General features: G+C 67.2%; 19 protein-coding genes and 1 tRNA gene. 6 read left to right on the forward strand and 14 right to left on the reverse strand.

Going from position 1 to position 19917, the window contains the following annotated elements:
- Positions 1-11 precede the first annotated feature (11 nt).
- Together fabB and fabA are read right to left on the reverse strand one after the other, a co-directional pair.
- A complete protein-coding gene (gene fabB, locus ABIE41_RS00380) occupies positions 12-1238 on the reverse strand; it encodes a beta-ketoacyl-ACP synthase I (RefSeq protein ID WP_192645213.1) in 1227 nt (408 codons plus the stop codon).
- 177 nt (positions 1239-1415) lie between these two features.
- Positions 1416-1928, reverse strand: a complete 513-nt coding sequence (gene fabA, locus ABIE41_RS00385) for a 3-hydroxyacyl-[acyl-carrier-protein] dehydratase FabA (RefSeq protein WP_192645212.1) — start codon at positions 1926-1928, stop codon at positions 1416-1418.
- Positions 1929-2140: 212 nt separating this feature from the next.
- Between fabA and irr the strand changes: the two genes are divergently transcribed.
- Entirely contained in the window at positions 2141-2614 is a 474-nt protein-coding gene (gene irr / locus ABIE41_RS00390; protein ID WP_192645211.1) for a Fur family transcriptional regulator Irr, read from the forward strand.
- Positions 2615-2627: 13 nt separating this feature from the next.
- Here irr and ABIE41_RS00395 read toward each other — a convergent pair whose 3' ends face one another.
- A complete protein-coding gene (locus tag ABIE41_RS00395) occupies positions 2628-3161 on the reverse strand; it encodes an SH3 domain-containing protein (protein WP_192645210.1) in 534 nt (177 codons plus the stop codon).
- 197 nt (positions 3162-3358) lie between these two features.
- Here ABIE41_RS00395 and ABIE41_RS00400 point away from each other — a divergent pair, with 197 nt between their 5' ends.
- Positions 3359-4354, forward strand: a complete 996-nt coding sequence (locus ABIE41_RS00400; protein WP_192645209.1) for a 2-hydroxyacid dehydrogenase — start codon at positions 3359-3361, stop codon at positions 4352-4354.
- Between the two features lie 26 nt (positions 4355-4380).
- Here ABIE41_RS00400 and ABIE41_RS00405 read toward each other — a convergent pair whose 3' ends face one another.
- Both ABIE41_RS00405 and ABIE41_RS00410 read right to left on the reverse strand, forming a co-directional pair.
- Positions 4381-5073 carry an HAD family hydrolase gene (locus ABIE41_RS00405; protein WP_192645208.1) on the reverse strand — a complete coding sequence of 231 codons (693 nt, stop codon included), beginning with the start codon at positions 5071-5073 and terminating at the stop codon, positions 4381-4383.
- Positions 5070-6080, reverse strand: a complete 1011-nt coding sequence (locus tag ABIE41_RS00410; protein ID WP_192645207.1) for a complex I NDUFA9 subunit family protein — start codon at positions 6078-6080, stop codon at positions 5070-5072. Before ABIE41_RS00410 ends, ABIE41_RS00405 begins: the two co-directional genes overlap by 4 nt.
- A 278-nt stretch (positions 6081-6358) precedes the next feature.
- Here ABIE41_RS00410 and ABIE41_RS00415 point away from each other — a divergent pair, with 278 nt between their 5' ends.
- From ABIE41_RS00415 to ABIE41_RS00425, 3 genes are all read left to right on the forward strand, one after another.
- Entirely contained in the window at positions 6359-8305 is a 1947-nt protein-coding gene (locus ABIE41_RS00415; RefSeq protein ID WP_192645206.1) for a methyl-accepting chemotaxis protein, read from the forward strand.
- 91 nt (positions 8306-8396) lie between these two features.
- A tRNA-Leu gene (locus ABIE41_RS00420) sits at positions 8397-8483 on the forward strand.
- 94 nt (positions 8484-8577) lie between these two features.
- A complete protein-coding gene (locus ABIE41_RS00425; protein WP_192645205.1) occupies positions 8578-10350 on the forward strand; it encodes a DUF6538 domain-containing protein in 1773 nt (590 codons plus the stop codon).
- 79 nt (positions 10351-10429) lie between these two features.
- On the opposite strand, the gene ABIE41_RS00430 is transcribed toward ABIE41_RS00425, so the two are convergent.
- The 6 genes from ABIE41_RS00430 to ABIE41_RS00455 form a co-directional block, all read right to left on the reverse strand.
- Positions 10430-11293 (reverse strand): hypothetical protein, encoded by an 864-nt coding sequence (locus tag ABIE41_RS00430; protein WP_192645204.1) that lies wholly within the window; start codon positions 11291-11293, stop codon positions 10430-10432.
- A gap of 86 nt (positions 11294-11379) precedes the next feature.
- Positions 11380-12552 carry an AAA family ATPase gene (locus ABIE41_RS00435; RefSeq protein ID WP_192645203.1) on the reverse strand — a complete coding sequence of 391 codons (1173 nt, stop codon included), beginning with the start codon at positions 12550-12552 and terminating at the stop codon, positions 11380-11382.
- 124 nt (positions 12553-12676) lie between these two features.
- Positions 12677-13606, reverse strand: a complete 930-nt coding sequence (locus tag ABIE41_RS00440; RefSeq protein WP_192645202.1) for a hypothetical protein — start codon at positions 13604-13606, stop codon at positions 12677-12679.
- Between the two features lie 128 nt (positions 13607-13734).
- A complete protein-coding gene (locus tag ABIE41_RS00445) occupies positions 13735-14655 on the reverse strand; it encodes a hypothetical protein (protein ID WP_192645201.1) in 921 nt (306 codons plus the stop codon).
- 133 nt (positions 14656-14788) lie between these two features.
- Entirely contained in the window at positions 14789-15790 is a 1002-nt protein-coding gene (locus ABIE41_RS00450) for a hypothetical protein (protein ID WP_192645200.1), read from the reverse strand.
- A gap of 117 nt (positions 15791-15907) precedes the next feature.
- Positions 15908-16909 (reverse strand): hypothetical protein, encoded by a 1002-nt coding sequence (locus ABIE41_RS00455; RefSeq protein ID WP_192645199.1) that lies wholly within the window; start codon positions 16907-16909, stop codon positions 15908-15910.
- A 15-nt stretch (positions 16910-16924) separates the two neighbouring features.
- Between ABIE41_RS00455 and ABIE41_RS00460 the strand changes: the two genes are divergently transcribed.
- A complete protein-coding gene (locus tag ABIE41_RS00460; protein WP_354191491.1) occupies positions 16925-17122 on the forward strand; it encodes a hypothetical protein in 198 nt (65 codons plus the stop codon).
- Here ABIE41_RS00460 and ABIE41_RS00465 read toward each other — a convergent pair.
- The 3 genes from ABIE41_RS00465 to ABIE41_RS00475 form a co-directional block, all read right to left on the reverse strand.
- Positions 17030-18436, reverse strand: coding sequence for an exonuclease domain-containing protein (locus ABIE41_RS00465; protein ID WP_192645197.1), 1407 nt, complete (start codon positions 18434-18436; stop codon positions 17030-17032). The two genes, ABIE41_RS00460 and ABIE41_RS00465, sit on opposite strands and share 93 nt — an antisense overlap.
- A 13-nt stretch (positions 18437-18449) precedes the next feature.
- Positions 18450-18908 carry a hypothetical protein gene (locus tag ABIE41_RS00470; RefSeq protein ID WP_192645196.1) on the reverse strand — a complete coding sequence of 153 codons (459 nt, stop codon included), beginning with the start codon at positions 18906-18908 and terminating at the stop codon, positions 18450-18452.
- A 325-nt stretch (positions 18909-19233) separates the two neighbouring features.
- Entirely contained in the window at positions 19234-19914 is a 681-nt protein-coding gene (locus ABIE41_RS00475; protein WP_354191494.1) for an SAVED domain-containing protein, read from the reverse strand.
- Positions 19915-19917: the final 3 nt, after the last annotated feature.

The raw sequence follows: 19917 nt of genomic DNA on the forward strand, positions 1-19917 counted from the left end.
CGGTCGCGCCCTCAGGCTTCGAGCTTCTTCATCACGATGGTGGCGTTGGTGCCGCCGAAGCCGAAGGAATTCGAGAGCACGCAGCCGAGGCCCGCATTGTCGATGCGCTTGCGCACGATCGGCATGTCGGCGAAGGCCGGGTCGAGTTCGTCGATATGGGCGCTTTCGCAGATGAAGTCGTTGTTGAGCATCAGCAGCGAATAGATCGCCTCCTGCACGCCGGTAGCGCCGAGCGAATGACCGGTCAGCGACTTCGTCGCGGAGATCGGCGGAGCCTTGTCGCCGGCACCGAAGACCTCCCGGATCGCTTCGATCTCCTTGGCATCGCCGACGGGCGTCGAGGTGCCGTGCGGATTGATGTAGTCGACCTTGGCGTTCACGCCCTGCAGCGCCATCCGCATGCAGCGCACCGCGCCCTCGCCCGACGGCGCGACCATGTCGTAGCCGTCCGAGGTCGCACCATAGCCGACGATCTCGCCATAGATCCTGGCGCCACGCGCCTTGGCGTGCTCGAGCTCTTCCAGCACGACGACGCCGGCCCCGCCTGCGATGACGAAGCCGTCGCGGTTGACGTCATAGGCGCGCGAGGCGCGTGAGGCCGTCTCGTTGTAGTCGGTCGACATCGCACCCATGGCGTCGAACAGGACGGACAGGGTCCAGTCCAGTTCCTCGCAGCCGCCGGCGAAGATGACGTCCTGCTTGCCCCACTGGATCAGCTCATAGGCATTGCCGATGCAGTGGTTGGAGGTCGCGCAGGCCGAGGAGATCGAATAATTCACGCCCTTGATCTTGAACCAGGTCGCCAGCGTGGCGGACGCGGTCGAGGACATGCCCTTGGGCACGGCGAAGGGGCCGACCTTCTTGGAGGAGCCGCTCTCGCGGGCCTTGTCATAGGCATCGATCAGGGCGCGGGTCGAGGGACCGCCGGACCCCATGACGATGCCCGTTCGCTCGTGGCTGATCTCTTTCTCCTCGAGACCGGCATCGGCGATGGCCTGTTCCATCGCGACCTGATTCCAGGCCGAGCCGCCGCCATGGAAGCGCATGGCGCGACGGTCGAGCACGGTCGAGGGATCGAGCGTCGGAACGCCGGCGACGCGGCTGCGGAAGCCGTGCTCCGCAAAATCCGGCATGAAGGAGATGCCGGATTTCGCCTCGTGCAGCGAGGACAGCACTTCCTGCGTATTGTTGCCGATGGACGAGACGATGCCCATCCCGGTGACCACCACGCGTCTCATGCTCTTCTCTCCGGCTTCATCGCGCCTGGGCCGGACGGATCTGTCGTCCGGCGCGCGCTCGTCGATCCCGCGCAAATGGACCGCGCGGCTGGCGCGCGCAAGGTCGCAGCGCGCTTTTCCCCCAGATGCATCCTGCGAATCAGCGTGCCGACAGGGCCGTCGGCACGTTCAGAACGCTCAGGCCGCCTCTGGCTTGAACAGGCCGACGCGCATGTCGCTGACCGTGTAGATGCGCTTGCCATCGGCCTCCAGCCAGCCATCGGCGATGCCGAGGACGAGCTTGGACTTGAAGACGCGCTTGAAATCGACGCCGTAGACGACCTGCTTGACCGAGGGCAGCACCTGGTCGGCGAACTTGACCTCGCCGACGCCGAGCGCCCGGCCGCGGCCGGGCAGGCCTAGCCAGCCGAGGAAAAAGCCCGTCAACTGCCAGAGCGCATCGAGGCCGAGGCAGCCCGGCATCACCGGATCGCCCTTGAAGTGGCAGTCGAAGAACCAGAGGTCCGGCTTGATGTCGAATTCGGCCCGGACGAGGCCCTTGCCGTTGGGGCCGCCCTCCTCCGCGATCTCGGTGATGCGGTCGAACATCAGCATCGGCGGCAGCGGCAGTTGCGCATTGCCCGGCCCGAACAGCTCCCCACGGCCACAGGCGAGGATCTCCTCGTAGCTGAAAGACGATTGCCGCTGCATATCCCGTGTCGCTCCATCCCGGCCGCCTCCGGGCGGCCCTCCGCCCGTGCCTAACACGCCGTCCCGCCCGAACGAAAGGGCGCAGGGAAAGAGCACCGCCCGTCGCCGCCCCATCGCGGGGCGCTTGCGAGCCCGGCTGCGAAAGCTTACATCCATTCTCAACAAGCAGGGTGGGCGACCGTTCCACCTCCGAGGGAGCTTCGCCGGCAGCGATGAGCGATCTGATTTCCCAGGATGCGGGCTATGGATCGACCGCGCGGAAGGGCTGCCCGTTCCATGACATCCGCCAGCGGCTGCGCCGGGTCGGCCTGCGGCCGACGCGTCAGCGCGTTTCGCTCGGCTGGGTCCTGTTCGCCCGGGGCGACCGACACATCAGTGCCGAGATGCTCTACGAAGAGGCGATGAAGGAGAAGATCCCGGTCTCGCTGGCGACGATCTACAACACGCTTCACCAATTTACCCAGGCCGGGCTGCTGCGCGAACTGGCCATCGATGGCGCGAAGACCTTCTTCGACACCGACAGCAGCGAGCATCATCACTTCGTTGTGGATGGCGAGAACACCGTCATCGACATTCCGGCCGAGGCGGTCGACGTCGCCGCGCTGCCGGAGCCCCCTGCCGGCTACGAGATCGCGCGCGTCGACGTGGTCGTGCGCCTGCGGAAGATCGAGGCGGCCGAGGGCTGAAGCCCCCCGCCAGTCAATCCACCTTCTCGTTCGGATAGACGCCCCAGAGGCGATCCTGGCGCAGATAGCCCTGCGTGTCGCCAACGCTGACGCGGCACCAGCTACCGGCGCAGGACATCACATTTGCGATGACGCCCGCTTCGAGCCGCGCCACTACAGCCGCATTTTCCCCGGCCTCGCGCCGGAGCGGGAAGGTTTCGCTCTTGGTCTTGGACCAGGGCGCGACCAGAGCCGTCCGCCGGCCCGAAAGCAGGCTGTGCAGCACCCAGCCCTCCGAGCCGTCGGCGTCGCGCACGCGCCGCCAGGTCTCGAATTCCGCAACGATCTCGACCGGCAGCCCGGCCCGCTGATAGACCCAGCGGGTGCGATGTTCCTTAGACGGTCCCTCGCGCAAATTGACGCGGTCGGTCTTGAGGCTGACATAGCGCGGCACCGGCAGGCCCGTCACCGAACCCGCCTGCATATCCTGGGCGCCCGCCAGAGGGGCCGCCGTCATTGCCGCCAGCAAGACCAGCCCCGCCAGAACGCTCCGCCTCGCCGCCGCCATCCGTCAGATCTCCACTCAATCGATCGGCCCGCAGCCGGACACCCCCGGCGAAGGGTCATGTTGTCATCCGCCGTTACGCCACTTAGAGAACGGGCGAAGCCGAGCGTTCTGCCGCCTCATTCCTGAAGCCCTGCGGTTAATGGGGGGTTGAGGCCAAAAGGCGGCGGGCGTCAGCGGCAGCGGAGGAGGAGGCGTCCATGTCGAAGAAAAAGCCGCTCGTCGTCGTCACCCGCAAGCTGCCCGCCGTGGTGGAAACGCGGATGCGCGAACTCTTCGACGCCCGCCTGAACATCGACGACACGCCGATGAGCCAGGCCGCCCTCGTCGAAGCGGTGAAGACGGCCGATGTTCTCGTCCCGACCGTCACCGACCGGATCGATGCCAAGATCATCGCGCAGGCCGGGGACCAGCTGCGGTTGATCGCCAATTTCGGCAACGGCGTCGACAATATCGACGTCGCGAGCGCCGTGCAGCGCGGCATCACCGTGACGAACACGCCGGGCGTGCTGACCGACGACACCGCCGACATGACGATCGCCCTGATCCTCGCCGTCGCGCGGCGCATCGCCGAGGGCGCGCGCGTCATCCCCGATGACGAATGGGCGGGCTGGTCGCCGACCTGGATGCTGGGGCGGCGCATCACCGGCAAGCGGCTCGGCATCGTCGGCATGGGCCGGATCGGCCAGGCCGTGGCACGGCGCGCGGCTGCCTTCGGGCTTTCGATCCACTACCACAACCGCCGCCGGCTCGATGCCCGCATCGAGGAGAAGCTCGACGCGACCTATTGGGATTCGCTCGACCAGATGCTGGCGCGCATGGACATCGTCTCGGTGAACTGCCCCCACACGCCAGCGACCTATCACCTGCTTTCGGCGCGCCGGCTCAAGCTGCTGAAGCCCGACGCGATCCTGGTCAACACGGCGCGCGGCGAGATCGTCGACGAGACGGCGCTGTCGCGGATGCTGGAGGCGGGCGAACTGGCCGGAGCCGGGCTCGACGTCTACGAGAGCGAGCCGGCCGTCAATCCGCGGCTGCTGAAGCTCGCCCGCCAGCACCGCGTCGTGGTGCTCCCGCATATGGGCTCGGCGACCCATGAGGGCCGTGCCGACATGGGCGAGAAGGTCATCGTCAACATCAAGACCTTCATGGACGGCCACAAGCCGCCGGATCGCGTGCTGCCCAGCATGCTCTGAGGCTGCCGCGCAGGCAGCGCGGCCGCTCAGGCGCGCAGCTCTGCAACCAGCTGCGGCCACTGCGCGAAATCGTCGATCACCGCGAAGGCGCCGGCTTCGGCCAGGCGCCGTGCGCTGCGCGCCTTGTCATGGGCGACGCCGGTGAAGCCAACCACGCGCATGCCCGCCGCCAGCGCGGCCCGTACACCGGGCACGGAATCCTCGATCACCAGGCAGGCCTCAGGCGCAGCCGCCATGCTCGCTGCGGCATGGAGGAAGACGTCCGGATGCGGCTTGCCGCGGGCGACCTGCGATGCGGAGTAGATGTGCGGGTCGAACAGCTGGATCAGCCCGGTGATGGCGAGATTGCGCCGCAGCGGCGCAAGGCTGGTCGAAGAGGCGACGCAGCGACGGCCGCCGATGGCGGTCACGGCCTCCCGCACGCCGGGCAGCGCGCGCAGTTCGGTCTCGAGCCGAAGTGCCACCGCGTCCTCGATTTTCTGTTCGAAATCGGCAGGCAGCGGGCGGCCATGGGCCGCCTCGATGATCTTGATGCCTTCGGACCAGGGAATGCCGACGATGCTGTCGACATAGTGGTCGAGCGTCCAGCTCGTCAGGCCGAGCGCGTGGCAGGCGCCAAGGCTGACCTCGCCATAGAGCGTCTCGGTGTCGATCAGCGTGCCGTCGCAGTCATAGATGACGAGATCCGGCATGGCGGCGGTCGGCGCGGAGGCGCTCACTCGGCCCGCGCGGTGTCGAACTGCCCGGTCTTGCGGAAGCGCCAGAGATAGGACGGGACGATCGCCTCGACAGAGACGGGCGCGATGCCAAGCCCTTCGAAGCTGCGCGCCTCCGCCACGGCCGCATCCGAGACGACATTGTCGCTCTCCAGCAGCGTGACCTGATCGCGCGTCAGCTTGATCGCATCCGGCAGCAGGCCGAGCGTGAGCATGTCGAGGGTCTCGAAGATGCTCGCCTGGATCCGCGCCACGGGGAAGGGCAGCGGCAGCAGCAGCCGCTTGCGGCCCGTCACCTCGCAGATATAGGTCAGAAGCTCGCGGAAGCTCTTCACCTCCGGGCCGCCGAGTTCGTAGACGCGGCCGCCGGTGACGACGCCGTCGACGCCGCGGGCCACCGCTTCGGCAACGTCTCCGACGAAGACGGGCTGGAACCTGGTTTCACCGCCGCCGACCAGCGGCAGCACGGGCAGCATCCGCGCCAGCGAGGCGAAGCGGTTGAAGAAGCCGTCCTCCGGACCGAACACGATCGAGGGCCGCAGGATCACGACGCCGGGCACCGCAGCCAGGGCCGCGGCCTCGCCCTCGGCCTTGCTGCGCGCATAGAGGGATTTCGACGCGCGATCAGCGCCGATCGCCGAGACGTGGACGAGCCGTGCGATACCGGCCGCTGCGCAGGCCTGCGCGATCGCCCGGGCGCCGTTGGCCTGGACGGCGGCGAAGTTCTGGCGGCCGCCTTCCTGAAGGATCCCGACGAGATTGACGACGGCGGAGGCGCCCCTCACCGCCGCGGCGACGGAGTCGGGATAGCGCAGATTGGCCTGGACCGCATGGATCTGTCCGACCATGCCGAGCGGCTGCAGGAAACCCGCGAGATCGGGCCGGCGCACCGCCACGCGGACGCGATAGCCGCGCTTGACGAGGGCGCGGACCACATGGCGGCCAACGAAGCCGGAGCCACCGAAAACCGTGACGAGTTGCTGGCTCGGAAGGGACAGGTCGTTCGCCATCGTCGGCAGGCCTCATGCGCGCGGGTTCGCGATGGCTCCTAAAGCATTTCACCCCCGTCTGGAAAGGTGCTTGCGCAGGAGAGGCGCGGCTGCCGGGACCGACGCCCCCGAGCTGCCGCGGAAGCAGGCAGCACCGCCCGCAATTGAGGCATATAGAACCGCGAAAACAGCTCGTTAAGGTCGATGTTCTTGCGATGTCTCTCCTCTACTTAACCAGTCCTTCAGTCCCGGACCTTAAAATGCGCGACATCTTCCCAAACGTCAGGCCGAGGTTCGTCGTGAGCTCCATTCGCAACAAGATTCTCGGCCTGATCGGCATCGTCGCGGCGGGGGCCGCGATCGCGCTGGCCTTCGCGCTGGTCGCGCTTTCAGGCATCGAAGGCATGGGGCAGCGGGTCTCGCGCCAGAACGATGTCGCGCTCGCGACCGAGCGACTCAACGTTGCGGTCAACCAGCTGAGCGAGGATTCGCGTCTGGCTTACATGTCGCGCAATCCCAACGAGGCGAAGAACGCCGCCGCCGCGATCGAGAAGGGGCTCGCCCAGCTCAACGAGCGTCTGAGGCTCTTCACCGCGATCATCCCCGCCGACGAGAAGGCCCGCGCCGCCAAGATCGGCCAGCTGGTCGCCGAGTTCGCCGGTATCCGCGCCGAGACCGCAAAGCTCGCCCAGGAGGTCTCCGGGCGCGCCGCCGACGCCTGGGGCAACAGCGAGGCCAGCCGCCGCAACCGGACTGCCCTGATCGACGAGCTCGCCGGTTTCAGCCGGCTGAACGAGCAGGCCGGCGATGCCATCGAAGCGGAATCCTCCGCCTATGGCGCCCGCATGCGGGTTCTGATCCCGCTGACGCTGCTGGTGCTGCTCGGCATTTCGGTCGCGGCGGCCATCGCCTTCTCGCGACGTGCCATCGTCAAGCCGCTGCTCGATCTCGGCGGCGTGATGGATCGGCTGATCGCCGGCGACACCGCCATCGACGTGCCCCATGCGCAGCGGCGCGACGAAATCGGCGCCATGGCCCGCTCCGTCTCCGTGCTGCGCGAGACCAGCGAGAAGGTCGCGATCCTGCAGCAGCAGGAGCAGGCTGCGGCTGCGGCGCGCCTGGCCCGTGCCCAGTCGATGGAGGCGGTGGTTTCCGATGTCGGCGAGGTGGTGGCTGCGGCGGCGGCGGGCGATTTCTCGGCGCGTCTGCAGATCGACCAGGCCGACGAGCAGATGCAGAAGCTCGTCGCCGGCATCAACGAGATCAATGCGGTGGTGGATTCCGCCACCAGCGAGTTCGCCCGCACGCTCTCGGCGGTCGCCGCCGGCGATCTGACGGTGCGGGTCGATGCCGCCTATCGCGGCAAGTTCGCCGAGCTGAAGGGCGCCATCAACGAGACGGTGGACCGCCTCTCGGCTACGGTGAAGACGATCCAGCTGACCTCGTCGGAGGTCGGTCTGGCCGCCCGCGAGATCAACATGGGCGCGGATGATCTCTCCAAGCGGACGGAAGAGCAGGCCTCCTCGCTGGAGGAGACCGCCGCGACCACCGAAGAGCTCGCGGCCTCGGTGAAGGCCTCGGCCCAGGCCTCGCGCCAGGCGGCCTCGATCGCGAACGAAGCCATGGAGGCGGCCCAGACCGGCGGCACCATTGCCGGCCAGGCTGTGGACGCCATGGCCCGCATCGAGGGCGCCTCGACCAAGATCTCCGACATCATCCGGGTGATCGACGACATCGCCTTCCAGACCAACCTGCTGGCGCTCAACGCGGCGGTGGAAGCGGCCCGCGCCGGCGATGCCGGCAAGGGGTTTGCGGTCGTGGCCTCCGAGGTTCGCACGCTCGCCCAACGCTCCAGCGAGGCGGCCAAGGACATCTCGGCGCTGATCTCCTCCTCCAACAGCGAGGTCGGCGAGGGCGTGAAGCTCGTCCGTCAGGCGGGCGAGCAGCTCAGCCAGATCCTCTCCGCCTCGAAGAAGGTCGCCGCCACCATCGCCGACATCTCGGCGGCGTCGGGCGAACAGGCCAACGGCATCGACGAGATGAGCCAGGCTGTGGCCCATCTCGACGAGATGACCCAGCAGAACGCGGCACTCGCCGAACAGAGCGCGGCGTCCGCCGGCTCGCTCTCCAACCGCATCGGCCAGCTCAACGACCTCGTCGCGGCCTTCAGGACCGGGCCCGAGGGGATCGGCCATGGCGGCGCCTATCGCGACCCCTCGCAGGCCCTGCAGCGCCACGCGGCCTGACGGGCCCGTCACAGGAATTTTGCACGATTGCCAACAAATTGCTGCGGAGCCGTTGACAGCCCCGCAGCGCCTCCGTAAACGAACCGCCGTTGCCCAGGTGGCGGAATTGGTAGACGCACCAGCTTCAGGTGCTGGCGCTCGCAAGGGCGTGGAGGTTCGAGTCCTCTCCTGGGCACCACTCTTTTTCGCCTTTGGCGTCAAAGAGTTAAGCATTGATAACGAGTTACATGGTATCCGCTTTGACACCGCGGTTTGACACCATGGCTCTCGCAATGTCCCGACCCTTCACTACCAAGCAGGGTTCCTACTACCTCAATGTGAAGGTGCCCAAAGCCCTTCGCACGCGGGCCAAAGGCCGACGCGTCAGCCTCCCCGTGGCGGGTGAGCAGCACAGCGTGATGATCGGTGAAAAGGTCGTCCTGTCGCTGAGGACCAAGGACCCGGAGACGGCAAAAACGCGCTTTCGCCTGGCGGTGCAGGCGCTCGGTCAATACTTCGAGGCCCTGGAGAAAGGGCCCCAGCTGCTGACACGCACCCAGCGGACCGCGCTCGTTGGCGACATCTACCGGGAGGCCGTGCGCGATCTCGAGACCGACGACAGTTTTCTGGATGCCATCGAGGCGACGACCACCGAGTTCGACGCCAATGTCGCCCACCACCTCGGCAGCACGCCCGCCGACGAATCGCTGGATGGCATCCCTGCGCGACCGGCTGACGAAAAGACGGCCGAGCTTCTGGCCGCGATCGATATGTACGATTCCAGAGCCCTCGCCGCCTGGGCTGTGAAATACGAAACCGATCCCACCAAGCGCGCGGTCGCGCTTGAACAGCTTTACGGCCCGCTCGTCGACGGTGAGATCGCCCGCAAGCAGGTCCTCGTCGACGAGACGTCCCGCAGCAAAACGCTCGAGGTCATGGATCAAGCCGCGGACGCTTTCGGGGAGATGGCAACGCGCCGGCTGACCAGCCTGGACTTCAGCGACCCCTTCGGCGCGGGGCTGCCCGCCTGGAACGCGCCGAAGCCTGTGACGCCTGGTGCCGTTGCTGCGCCGCGCGGCGTTCTGACCATGGAGAAGCTGTTCGCCAAATGGAAAGAGGAGCACGCCACCTCGCGCTCGCCCTCGACGTTTCGCCGCTATGGCTTCTCGATCGACGCGTTGATCGCCTTCTGGGGCGAGAGGGACGTCAGGCTGATGACGTCTGACGATGTGTTGGCTTTCGCCAAAGAGCGCCGGAAGACCATCCCAGCGGCGACCTTCAACAAGAACGATCTCGTTGCCGTCTCGTCGATCCTGGGGTGGGCCACGAGCCCTCTGGCCGGGAAGCTCCTGGCGTCAAACCCGGCCTACAAGATCAGGCTCCCCGAAGACAAGAAGACGGTCACCCGCGAGAAACGGTTCCGTGACAGCGAGATCGCTGCCATCCTGCTCGCCGCGCGGCACGCGCGCTTCAACCCCAAGATGCCACGCGCGTCGGCATCGCGGCGCTGGGCTCCCTGGATTTGCGCCTACACGGGCTGCCGTATCCAAGAGACCTGCTGGGTCACGAAGGACGACATCTACCGCGACGGCGATGTCTGGCTGATCAACTTCCCGAAGACCAAGATCGACATCGCCCGGCGTGTCCCGCTTCACCCCGCGCTGATCGAGGAGGGCCTGCTCGCCTTCCACGCCCAGGCCCCCTCAGGTTACCTGTTTTGTGGCGACGTGCCCCAAAAGCCCGGTGCCACCCGCACCCAGCAGGAGCAGCGCGCGAGCGAACTGTCAGAATGGATCCGCGAGCAGGTCACGCTGGATCCGAGCCTCAGCCCGAACCACGGCTGGCGCCATACCTTCATCACGCGAGCCGAGGATGCCGGGATCGCCAAGCGAAAGAGCAATGCGATCACCGGCCACAACACCGCCAAGGATGCCAGCGACGGCTACTATGCGCCGAGCGCCGCGGAACTGAAGAAGATCATCGATTGCTATCCGCGCTACGATCTCGATGTGAAGCCGCACGAGTCGGGCGCCGCGCCCGGGGCTGGCGTCGACGAGGAGGACTGACCCGATCGCGATTCCTCGTGCCGTTCCGTCATCGGCTCGCGGCCCGGTCGCGAGCCGATAACGGAATGGACCCCAAGCGTCAGACGGCCGTCTGCGCAACCTGCCCGTAGCCCTGCCCGTTAGATTTCCAGCTCGCGGCGACCCGGCGCCGCGGGTTGACGACGTGGTCGTGGATGATGGCCTCGGCGATACGCAGGAGGCGCTCGGCATCGCGGCTTTTGGGCCGGAAGAAGTAGAACTCCTGCGCCTCGCTCACGCGCATGACCTCGCCGAAGCTATAGGCGGTCGCGCGCATGCATTGCTCCGGCGCGATCCCGAGCAGCGCGCAGTGGTCCTGACCTTCGGCGCTGTTCAGCCAAGGATTGAGCGCGGCGTTGCGCATGCGATGGTGCAGCCGCTTGTCGAACTCGCGCACCGACAGGTCATCGGGCAGGCGGACGGCCAGCGCCCGCTCGGTAAGCGTGACGGGCGAGCCTTCGAGGGGCCCGGCTTGCGGCAGGATGTGCTGGAGCATCCAGTTGTCGTAGCCGAGGTCACTGGCGAGATGGCCGTCCGGGCTGGTGGTCAGCGCGCCATAGCGATCGCCGTTCAGTTCGCGAAGGCGATCGCGCAGATGGACCTGGGCGGTGACCGAGACCTTGTGCACGGCCATACGCAGGCGGCGGGCCAGGCCGAGCAGACCGGTCGCCATGGTCATGCGATGGTCCTCGCCGCAGCCGGCGGCGTAGATGTGGACGAGCCTACCCGGCCGGTAGGCCGTCACGAACGCCGGCCGGACGAAGGCATCCTGGGGAAGGGTCGTGACCGCCTGCCCGCCGATGCGAGGCCAGCGCGTGGGATACCATTCGGTGACGGCCCCCGCGGAACCCCGCGGAAGCAGTCTTGCGCCGATGGCGCGTTTGGCCGTGCCCGCCGCGGCCGTGTCCTGGTTTTTGGTGGTCATGTTTTTGATCCGTCGTGCCGGGCTTCCCGGGGGCATTCCCGTTCTCACCCTCAACCCTCCGGTGTTCCGGTGCCATTCTTTGGACCTCACCCTCGCGCCTGCAGGAACCCGATCGGGCCGCGCGTGACTGTTCCGACCGCCAGCCGCTCGGCCGCCTCGACATCCGTCACGGTGAGATGGCTGCGGCCGACCCCGGCGGCGAAGCCCAGCGCCAACCGCACGATCCGTTTGATCTGCCGGGGATGGGCGCGCGCGAGGCGGGCGATGACCTCTTCGCATGGGGCTGCGATCGCGCCGCCTGCCTGCGCGATCGCATCCGTGACGATCCGGCGGGTGATGCCGAGCAGGTCAGCGCCAAGGGGCGGCGCGATCTCGACCATCAGAAGCCTGTCCTGGATGAAGGATGGCAGGCGATGGGCGTCGTTGGCGGTGGCGATGATGATCGCGTGCGATAGGTCGAAGGGTACGCGCAGATATTCGTCCAGGATTGCGCCGCTGTTTTGCGGTTCGAGCAGGTTCAGCAGCACGTGGTAGGGCTGCTCGTCGCGATGACTCTCGAACTTGTCGATCTCGTCAAGCAGGAGCACGGGCTGGGCGGTGTCGGTGCCCTGCAGCGCCTCGTTGACGACGCCCATGCGCGCCCCGCGCCAGCTCGTCGGGTGTCCGACGATGAGCTGCTGGCAATCGCTGTTGGTCGCGCAGGAGATGGCCTGGATCGCCGTGCCGAGCGCCGAAGCGATTGCTTTGCTCGCATGGGTCTTACCGACCCCGGGTGGCCCCAGCAACAGGATCGGCGGGACCGTCAGCGCGCTCCCCGTCATGACGGAGAGCGCAACCGCCCGGTCGATCAGGTCGATCACGGTCGCAACGTTCGGGCAGGCCAGCCTCGCCTGCGCCAGCCGGTCGCGCATCCCTTCAGAGCCGAACAGAAGCGGGCGCAGCGGCCCGCGCTCGTCATCGGCGAGCCAGCGCAGCTTGTCGAGGCGCAGTTGCTCCTCGGTGCTCAGCGAAGGCTGCGGCAGGCCGAGCTCGACCTCGTCGTCGAACATGTAGCGTCGGCCATAAACCAGCTCGAGCTGGCGCAGCAGCGCGCTGCGGTCGAAGATCGCGATCTCGCGAGGTGCCGCCATCGCGCTGGCCGGCGAAGGCTCTGGCAATTCGGCGCCATGGACAGGGATTTGGGCGGGGGAGGCGAAGCGCTGGCTGCGCCGGCGCTGGGCGCGAGGAGGATGAGCATAGTCGGGATGATCGTCGGTCATGTTCTTGGTCTCTGTGGGTCGGCTCAGTCGAGCTGCCCCCTCGCCCCGGCCGTCACGATCAAAGGCGCGACGGAGGCCGTCGCGCCTTCAAAGACTTTTGGGACAATTGCGATGCCTGCAGGCCTCAGCGCTCCATGCAGAGGCCGTCGCGGGCCGCGGCCCATGCGACCGCGGCACGGAGATGATCGGGATCGCGATGGCGCGGCGCGATCAGATCGAGCGCGGCGCACTGGACCGCGATCTCGTCAGAGTCGCGAGCCGGCCACAGGACCAGCCGCGCCAGCCTGGCATAGGCGAGCAGCATCGCGCCCCCGATCGCGACATCCAGCAGGCCCGGGTCTTTGAGCCGCTGCTGCACGCGTCGCCAGCTATCGATCTGCGCGAACAGGGCGCGCGCGCTGGCGAGCCCGTCGCCGGGATCGATCCCCGTCTCCAGCCACAGCTGGAGCGACGGCGTCAGCGCGAGCGGGTAGGCCGCCGCCTCGCCCGGCTTTGCCGCAAGCCCATTGGGTGACGGCTGCGGCAGCCGGGGTAGGCGAAGGTGCTGTTCGCTCATCGCGACGAGAGCACCGCCGCAGATCACGTCCGTCTGCTGTCGGAGCGCCGCATCTCGCGAGCGCCGCGCGTGCGCGCGGAGCGCTCGACGAAAGCTCGCAAGCGCCCGGTGATCCTCGTCATCCCGTGGCGCGATCAGCATTGTCGCGACATTGGCACTGTCGATCAGCAGCGCCAACGCCCTGGCGCAGTTAAGGACCTCGGCAGAGGCCGTGATTTGCCCCTCGCGCACCTGATCAAGCAGGCGGCCAAGCTCATCGGTATGGAAACGGGCGCGGGCGCGGATGGCCACCAGCGAAGGCCGGTCCTGCCAGACCGCAGCGAAGCGCCGCAGCGGCGGCGCATCATCATCGACGAGACGCTCCAGCGCCTCGAACTCGTCGATCACTTGAACGAGCGGAAAGCGTCCGCAGGTCGCCTCCGCCACCTCCTGCTCGCGCTCATCTTTGTCCGGGCCGTCGCTTTGCGGCCGGAACTCTTGAGGAATGTCGGTATTCATAGTTGCTTCTCACGGGGGTCCTAGCCGGTCGGCTACGCTCCTCCCCGTTATCCCTGGCAACGAACGAGGGCGCCGCCAGCAGCGGCGCCCTTCATCGTGATGGGCGGCGTTTCTGCAGGGTGCGCCGGTCAGCGCTGGCGCTCGCGGTCCGCGATCCGGCGCTGCATGAGCCGAAGCTCCTTCAGCCGCTCGGCGGCGGCCTGCGCGAACAGGACGACGTCGCGCAGCCGCTCATCCTGCAGCCGAACGGCGATTGCTTTGATGCGGTCCCGAACCGTCTCGTCGTCCTTGGTGGCGGCGGCGGCGATCAGGGAGGCCCGCGCCAGATCAGCCGCAGCCAGCAGCCTGGCGCCGTGGCAGGCGCCCTGAAGCCGGTCGAGCCGCTCGCGATCGATCTCGTCAGCCTCGCTGGCAACGGTGAAGCGATCAGCATCGTCGAGCTGCAGGTCGGCACGCTCGATGAGCGTGTCCGCCGGCGCGAGATTGCGCAGGAAGGTCATGAGGCTCAGTCCCTGCTCGATCCCGAGCATCGCGGGCTGACCCTCCCGGACCTCGTCGAGGCCGGGAACCGTCGCTGCGTCGAAGCTCAGGTCGTCAGGGGCGGTGTCGTCCATGCCCGGGTAGGTGAAGGCCTTGCGGGCGAGCGCCGCGAACGCCTCGTCGTCCCCGACAGCCGCGACGACGTCGTCGAGAACGCGCCGGCGGGCCGCGAAGTCGCCCTGCGAGCGCGGCGGCGCGAGCGCGACCGTGACGGTTGCGGCGGCATCAAGCAGCGAGAGCGCGATCAGCACGTCGAAGAGATAGGCGACCTGCTGGCGGTCGGAGGTGCCGGCCAGCGCGACGAAGCGCGTGACCTCGTCGGCATAGCCGATGGCCCGGGAGCTGATTTCGCCGAGTGAGAAGGTTTTCGCCGCGAAGGCGGCATAGCCCCGCTCCAGCCCGGCCTTGAGCGAGAGCTCGTTGCTGAAGCCGGCGAGATCGTCGGTGACGGGCCGAAGCGGCAGGTCGAGCTCGATGTCGGCGAGCGACAGAGGAAGAAGAGTGTTCATGGTGTTCGTCCCAGGTTCGTCGGGGTCACAGCCACGCGGCTGCGCTGTCCCGTCTGGTCCCGGAATCAGAAAGGAGGCGCCCGCGCGCGGACGCCTCCCTTCATGTCGTCAGATGGGCTGTTCTGCGCGCCTATTAGACCAGCTCGGACCACTCGAAGACGAGCCGGTCGCGGCTGTCCGGCGGCAGCGATTTGACCCAGGCTGCGTCGGCCGTAACGTGCCGGATCGCCGCCTGCATGTGAGCAGGATCGCCGATCTCACCGCGCAGATTGACCAGCGTGACGACCGCCTTCTTGGTCGCCAGCGCGGCGCGGTTGTGCACAGGCCAGATCATGACCTGCGCTGCGGCCAGATAGCCGGCGATACGAGCGCCTTCGGCAGCAGCCATCAGTTCGCTCGCGTTCTCCGGACCGCGCTGGGCCAGCGCGATCAAGCGGTCGCAGGTTTCGAACATGGTCTCGGCGCGCTGCCGGAGGACGTCAAGATCGGGGGCGGTGCTGGCGTAGCCGACCCAGTTTGCGATCTCCCGATGCGCGAACGCGGGGGGACCGCCGCGCAGCTCCCGGCCGGCGGAGAGTTCCCAGCGCTCGATCGGCCAGGTTGCCAGCCCGCGGCTGTCGCTCTCTGGCGCCGTCGGCGCTGGAGGCAACATCAAGGCCGGCACGCTGAAGGCGGTGCGCTTCCAGCGCAGGCGGCGCGCCAGCGTCGCGTCCATCGTCGAGACGAAGGTCTGGTCGCGGCGATGGTGCAGAGCGCCGGTCGCCTCGGCGAGGGCGAGCTTGGCCTCGGCCTGGTCGAGGTTGTCCGCCGGCCAGATCGCGGTCAGCGCGACCAGACTCAGGCTCATGATCTGAAGCCCAGCGCAGGCGAGGTCGTACTCGCGCTCGCCGAGTTCCTTGATGAGGCTGAGCCGGAACTCCTCGTTCGACAGGCTTTTGGCGTTGCGCGCCGCCGCCTTCAGGTCGATCGGCTGGCGCCGGAACGCCACCAGCTCCGCGACGCTCGGGTCATCGCCGTTGATGATCTCGACCGCCATCGCGATCGGATCGCGCAGCGCCCGGTTGGCGGGCTCCTCCACGGCGCCTTCGCCGCGCTTGGCGAGCGAGCGCCCGCCATCCTCAGTCTTCTTGGTCATTTTGAACTTTCCTATGGGGTCGCGACCATCTGGCCGCATGTCTCCCTCCGCTCCTGAGAATCGCAGATGGCGTCCTCGCAAGGACGCCATCGCCTTGTCCTCTCTGCGGCGATTCCGTTACACAATCGGGAGCCATTGTGGGTTGAGCTCGAGCGTTGCCCCGAACCGGAACCGCCGGGCGATGAAGTTCGCCTCGGTGACCAGATGCCGGATCGCGGCCTGCTGATGCAAAGGATCGTGCCGGCAGGCGCGATCGTTGATCAGCGCCACCAGCCTGAGCTTGGCCTCGGCGTCCGCTGAGTGGAGCAGGGCCGGCCAGATTGCGGCCCGGGCCGCGGCGAGGTAGGCGAGAATGCGGGCGCCCTCCGCAGCCCGGCGCTGCGCCGCGCTATCGGGCTCGTTGCGATGGGCGATCACGGTGAGGCGATCGGCGATCGCGATCATCGCGCTGAAGCGGTCGACCAGCGTGGTCAGGTCTGGATAGGCGTCGACGAAGGCCTTCCAGCGGGCGATGCCGCGTGCATCCAGGGTGGCTGGCCCGCCAGCCAGCGGCACTGTGTCGTCGAGATCGAACCGCGACAGCGGCCAGGTCGCGAGACCCCTGTCGGAGGGGGCCGGTCCGGGAGGGCCTGAGGGCACGACGAGCGCGCCGACGTCGAAGGCGGCGCGGTGGAGCCTGATGCGGGCCGCGTCCTCAGCCGAGAGCAGCGGCGCCATCGCGAAGTCGGTCTCTTCGTACTGTGGCTGCGTCTCCCGGGCGAGCGCGCGCTTGGCATCGGCGTCGTCGATCGTGTCGGTGGGCCAGATCGCGACGATGGCCGCGCAGCTCAAGCCGACGATCTGCAGGCCGACCTCTGCCATCCGCTCCTCGTAGGTCCGTTCGAGGCCGAGCGGCAGTCGGTCCGCTTCGTCGTTGCAGCGCTTCGCCTCGCGCGCGACGACCTTGAGGTCTGGCGCATGGTCGCGCACCGCGATCAACTCGGCGAGCGAAGGATCGTTACCGATGCTGCGGATCGCCTCGTCTAGCGGGTCGCGGATCGGCCCGAGCGGCCGGTCGCCGCCGCCTTCGTGATCCGTCACCACGGGCGTGAGGTCGCGGTCCTGATTGGCGTTCGTCATGGTCTTTTGAATCCTGTGGGTCACAGCCCCATCGGCTGCGCTTCACCTCCGTCCTCCCGGAATCGACGAAGGCGCCGTCGCCGGCGCCTTCTCCATCTTCATTCGTCCCGGGCTGTTGGTTCAGGCCGCAAGTTGGAAGAACCGGCTCTGCTCGCGAAGCCACCGCTCGATCGCATCGAGATGCGCATGTCTGGCGGCGTCACCTGGGGGTAGTGTCTGGCGCTGGATCGCGACCTCATTGAGCGCTTTCGGTAAGGTTAGCCACGGCACGTCGGCTTGCGTCGTCAGCCGGTCGCGCAGCCAGGCCTGGCCCTTCTGCCAGCCCGCAGCCGACAACGTCTGCGGCGCCTCCAGCAGCGCCAGTCGGTTGGCGAAGGCTTTGAGCCGCTCGTCGCCGAAGCTTGCCGAGATCGCGGCACGGTCCTCCCACGGCGAGGCATGCCAGCGGGCGCAGGCACGAACATCGTCGTTCGAGATGAAGCCACCGCTGTAGAGCGTCGCCTCGGGGTAAGGCGATGCCTCACGATCGGCGAAGCGATTGGCCAGGGCCGTCGCGAGGTTCCCCCTGAAGCCGGCGTGCTCGCGGACACGCGCCGCGCGCTCGCTGTAGAGCGCGAGATCCCGCTGATCAGGCTGCAAGGCGTGGCAGCCCTGCTCATAGGCGACGAGGATCGGCTGGGCGTTGGTCTTGATCGTCCGGATCGGACGAACGCCTCGCTGCGAGAACAGCCTGATGATCTCCTCGGCGGGCAGGTCGAGATAGCTTGCCGGATCGACCGTCAGGTCGACTGCCGCCCACGAGGTCCCGACGGTCGGGTTCACCGTCACGCCGACGACCGGCGTCAGTCGGGAGAAGCCGCCGAGCAGCAGGACCTCGCCGCCGGCGAGCATCCGGTTCGGCACGGCCTTGTCGGCCAATCCAAGCATGGTCGCCACGGTCACTGGCGCGACCGCGCGCAGGTGCCGTAACAGCGCCAGCGTCGCCCTGGTGTCGGCCAGCGCGTCATGCGCTTCGTCTTCGGACAGCGCGATGCCGTTTGCGCGACAGATTTCGCCGAGCTTGAAGCTCGGCTTAGCGCTTGCGCCAAGCGGTATGGTCAGAGCGGAAGGCTCCAGCATCGCCACGGCCCTGACCATGGTCAGCAGGTCGGCGCGCCGATTGCCGTTCAACTGCATCGCATAGGGCGGCAGAAGATGCGTGAGATAAGCGTGTCTGAGGATCTCCTCGTCGAACCGGATAGAGGAGTAGCCAATTATGGTGGCGGGCGCCCACGACGTTAGGGCCTTTGCGATGACGTTCAGCATCTCCGAAGAGGACAGCGGCGCCTGTTCGAGTTGCTCCGGCCGGATGCCTGTCGTCAGGAGAGCACCGGGCGACGGCACGATATGAGCCGGTAGGCGGCAGCGGAGCGAGAGCTCGCCCAAAGGCTGGAGGTTCTCATCGGCATGGATCAGGGCTGCCTGCAACGGCACGTTCCATTGCGGTTCGAGACCGCTCGTCTCAAGGTCGTAGATCACGAAGGACATCGGCTTCAGGTCCTCAGTGCCGGCTCGGCGAGCCAGGCGGCATCGGCGCCTTGCGCAGGGTGATGCCGAGCTCGCGCGCATCCTGCTGCATCGCGGCCTCGACCATCACCGCGGTCCGTGTCCGGTGGATTTCCTCCTCGTCGAAGGCCATGGCCTCGGCGACCATGATCTTGCTCTCGACATGCCCGATCTCGCGCGCCGGTGCTTCAGCCAGCATGAAGGCGTAGAGGCGCGCATGGACGCGAGCTCCCTCCGCCATCTGCAGGGCCGTCAGATTGCCATGCTCAGGAAACGACCGCTCCGGCTGCTGCTCGAGCAGCAGCGCATGCGTCAAGGCTTCCTGCCAGAGCCAGAAGAACCGCTCCGGTTGATCGGCCGTCATCTGGTAGCTGCGTTTGTAGCGCGACAGATGCGCAGCTGTCGGCCGCGCCTCGTCCCGGGCAGTGTCGCCGCCCTCCGTGTTGCTATTCATCCTCATACCCACTCCGGTTCATCTCTCCCGGAACGGCTCGTCGGCTCAGGTTCGCAGGGGTTCCCACCAATGGGTTCCGGTCACCCCATTTTCCTTGAAGCCTTCGCAGCATGTCGTGCTGGCCAACGCGCTAGTTTGGCCCCTAGCGGACATTTGGAACGTCTGCTTCAGGGCGGTCTGCTGCAGCTGTCAGTCGAGCAGTCGCGGGTGGCTCATAGCTGACGCTAGGAAGGTCGGCTTGTTGCCTGTTCGGATACCCAGCAACCGTCACCGTCGGAATAAACCCGCCTCCAGCGCGGTTCTGATCATGGTAAGGAGCGGAAGGTCAGCCTTCGGCATCAGCAATCTTCCCGTCTCGAACCGCCGCCGAATTTGCCACTGCCGGAAAAACATTGATCGTCGCCTTCTCGCCGTGGACGGCCTTGATCCGATCTAGCAGCCGCCGGAGATCGCGCTTGAACTCGACCAGGTCGTCGGGCCGCCGCATGATCTCGTTGTGCGGATTTTCCGCGGTCAACGACCACATTGCGACATCGTCTCCTAGCACCGCCCGTACCCGATCGTCCGAGACGGTTGTGCTCAGCGCCAGCTTCAGCGCGACCCCGGCGTCGGGCGGACCGGAATAATCCCCGACCCGAAACGTGATGGCGGGCTGCTCAGCTTGCCAACGCCACGTCGCCGGCTCGCGGTATCTCTGATGGACTGTGACCGGGACTATATCACCCAAAAGATGTCCAAGCTCGATCAGAAGCGGCTGCGGCGCTAGAGCGAAGACGCTGAGCTTCTTTGATTCCTTCTGCTCAATCCGCTTTTTCACCTTGCGCGTGAAAACGCGCCGCAGATTGTCCTGCTGGACGGTCCAGTAATTCGCTCCATGATCGGCATAGACAGATCCGACCAACTCGATGTCGATCGTTCGCCCTCTGGAGGATGCCTGTCCGGCGGCATCGCCATGAAAATTGACCGGGTCGAAACGAGACTGCGCCATGCCCGTGACATGGCGCATCGC

The sequence above is a fragment of the Bosea sp. OAE506 genome, assembly GCF_040546595.1.
In the GTDB taxonomy this organism is placed as follows: Bacteria; Pseudomonadota; Alphaproteobacteria; order Rhizobiales; family Beijerinckiaceae; genus Allobosea.

Coding starts and splice junctions, on each gene's coding strand:
- ABIE41_RS00465 (WP_192645197.1), bottom strand. CDS start 18,436: ATGTCCTTCGTGATCTACGACCTTGAGACGAGCGGTCTCGAACCGCAA.
- ABIE41_RS00475 (WP_354191494.1), bottom strand. CDS start 19,914: ATGCGCCATGTCACGGGCATGGCGCAGTCTCGTTTCGACCCGGTCAAT.
- fabB (WP_192645213.1), bottom strand. CDS start 1,238: ATGAGACGCGTGGTGGTCACCGGGATGGGCATCGTCTCGTCCATCGGC.
- ABIE41_RS00455 (WP_192645199.1), bottom strand. CDS start 16,909: ATGACGAACGCCAATCAGGACCGCGACCTCACGCCCGTGGTGACGGAT.
- ABIE41_RS00395 (WP_192645210.1), bottom strand. CDS start 3,161: ATGGCGGCGGCGAGGCGGAGCGTTCTGGCGGGGCTGGTCTTGCTGGCG.
- ABIE41_RS00440 (WP_192645202.1), bottom strand. CDS start 13,606: ATGAATACCGACATTCCTCAAGAGTTCCGGCCGCAAAGCGACGGCCCG.
- ABIE41_RS00430 (WP_192645204.1), bottom strand. CDS start 11,293: ATGACCACCAAAAACCAGGACACGGCCGCGGCGGGCACGGCCAAACGC.
- ABIE41_RS00400 (WP_192645209.1), top strand. CDS start 3,359: ATGTCGAAGAAAAAGCCGCTCGTCGTCGTCACCCGCAAGCTGCCCGCC.
- irr (WP_192645211.1), top strand. CDS start 2,141: ATGAGCGATCTGATTTCCCAGGATGCGGGCTATGGATCGACCGCGCGG.
- ABIE41_RS00450 (WP_192645200.1), bottom strand. CDS start 15,790: ATGACCAAGAAGACTGAGGATGGCGGGCGCTCGCTCGCCAAGCGCGGC.
- fabA (WP_192645212.1), bottom strand. CDS start 1,928: ATGCAGCGGCAATCGTCTTTCAGCTACGAGGAGATCCTCGCCTGTGGC.
- ABIE41_RS00470 (WP_192645196.1), bottom strand. CDS start 18,908: ATGAATAGCAACACGGAGGGCGGCGACACTGCCCGGGACGAGGCGCGG.
- ABIE41_RS00445 (WP_192645201.1), bottom strand. CDS start 14,655: ATGAACACTCTTCTTCCTCTGTCGCTCGCCGACATCGAGCTCGACCTG.
- ABIE41_RS00410 (WP_192645207.1), bottom strand. CDS start 6,080: ATGGCGAACGACCTGTCCCTTCCGAGCCAGCAACTCGTCACGGTTTTC.
- ABIE41_RS00435 (WP_192645203.1), bottom strand. CDS start 12,552: ATGACCGACGATCATCCCGACTATGCTCATCCTCCTCGCGCCCAGCGC.
- ABIE41_RS00425 (WP_192645205.1), top strand. CDS start 8,578: ATGTCCCGACCCTTCACTACCAAGCAGGGTTCCTACTACCTCAATGTG.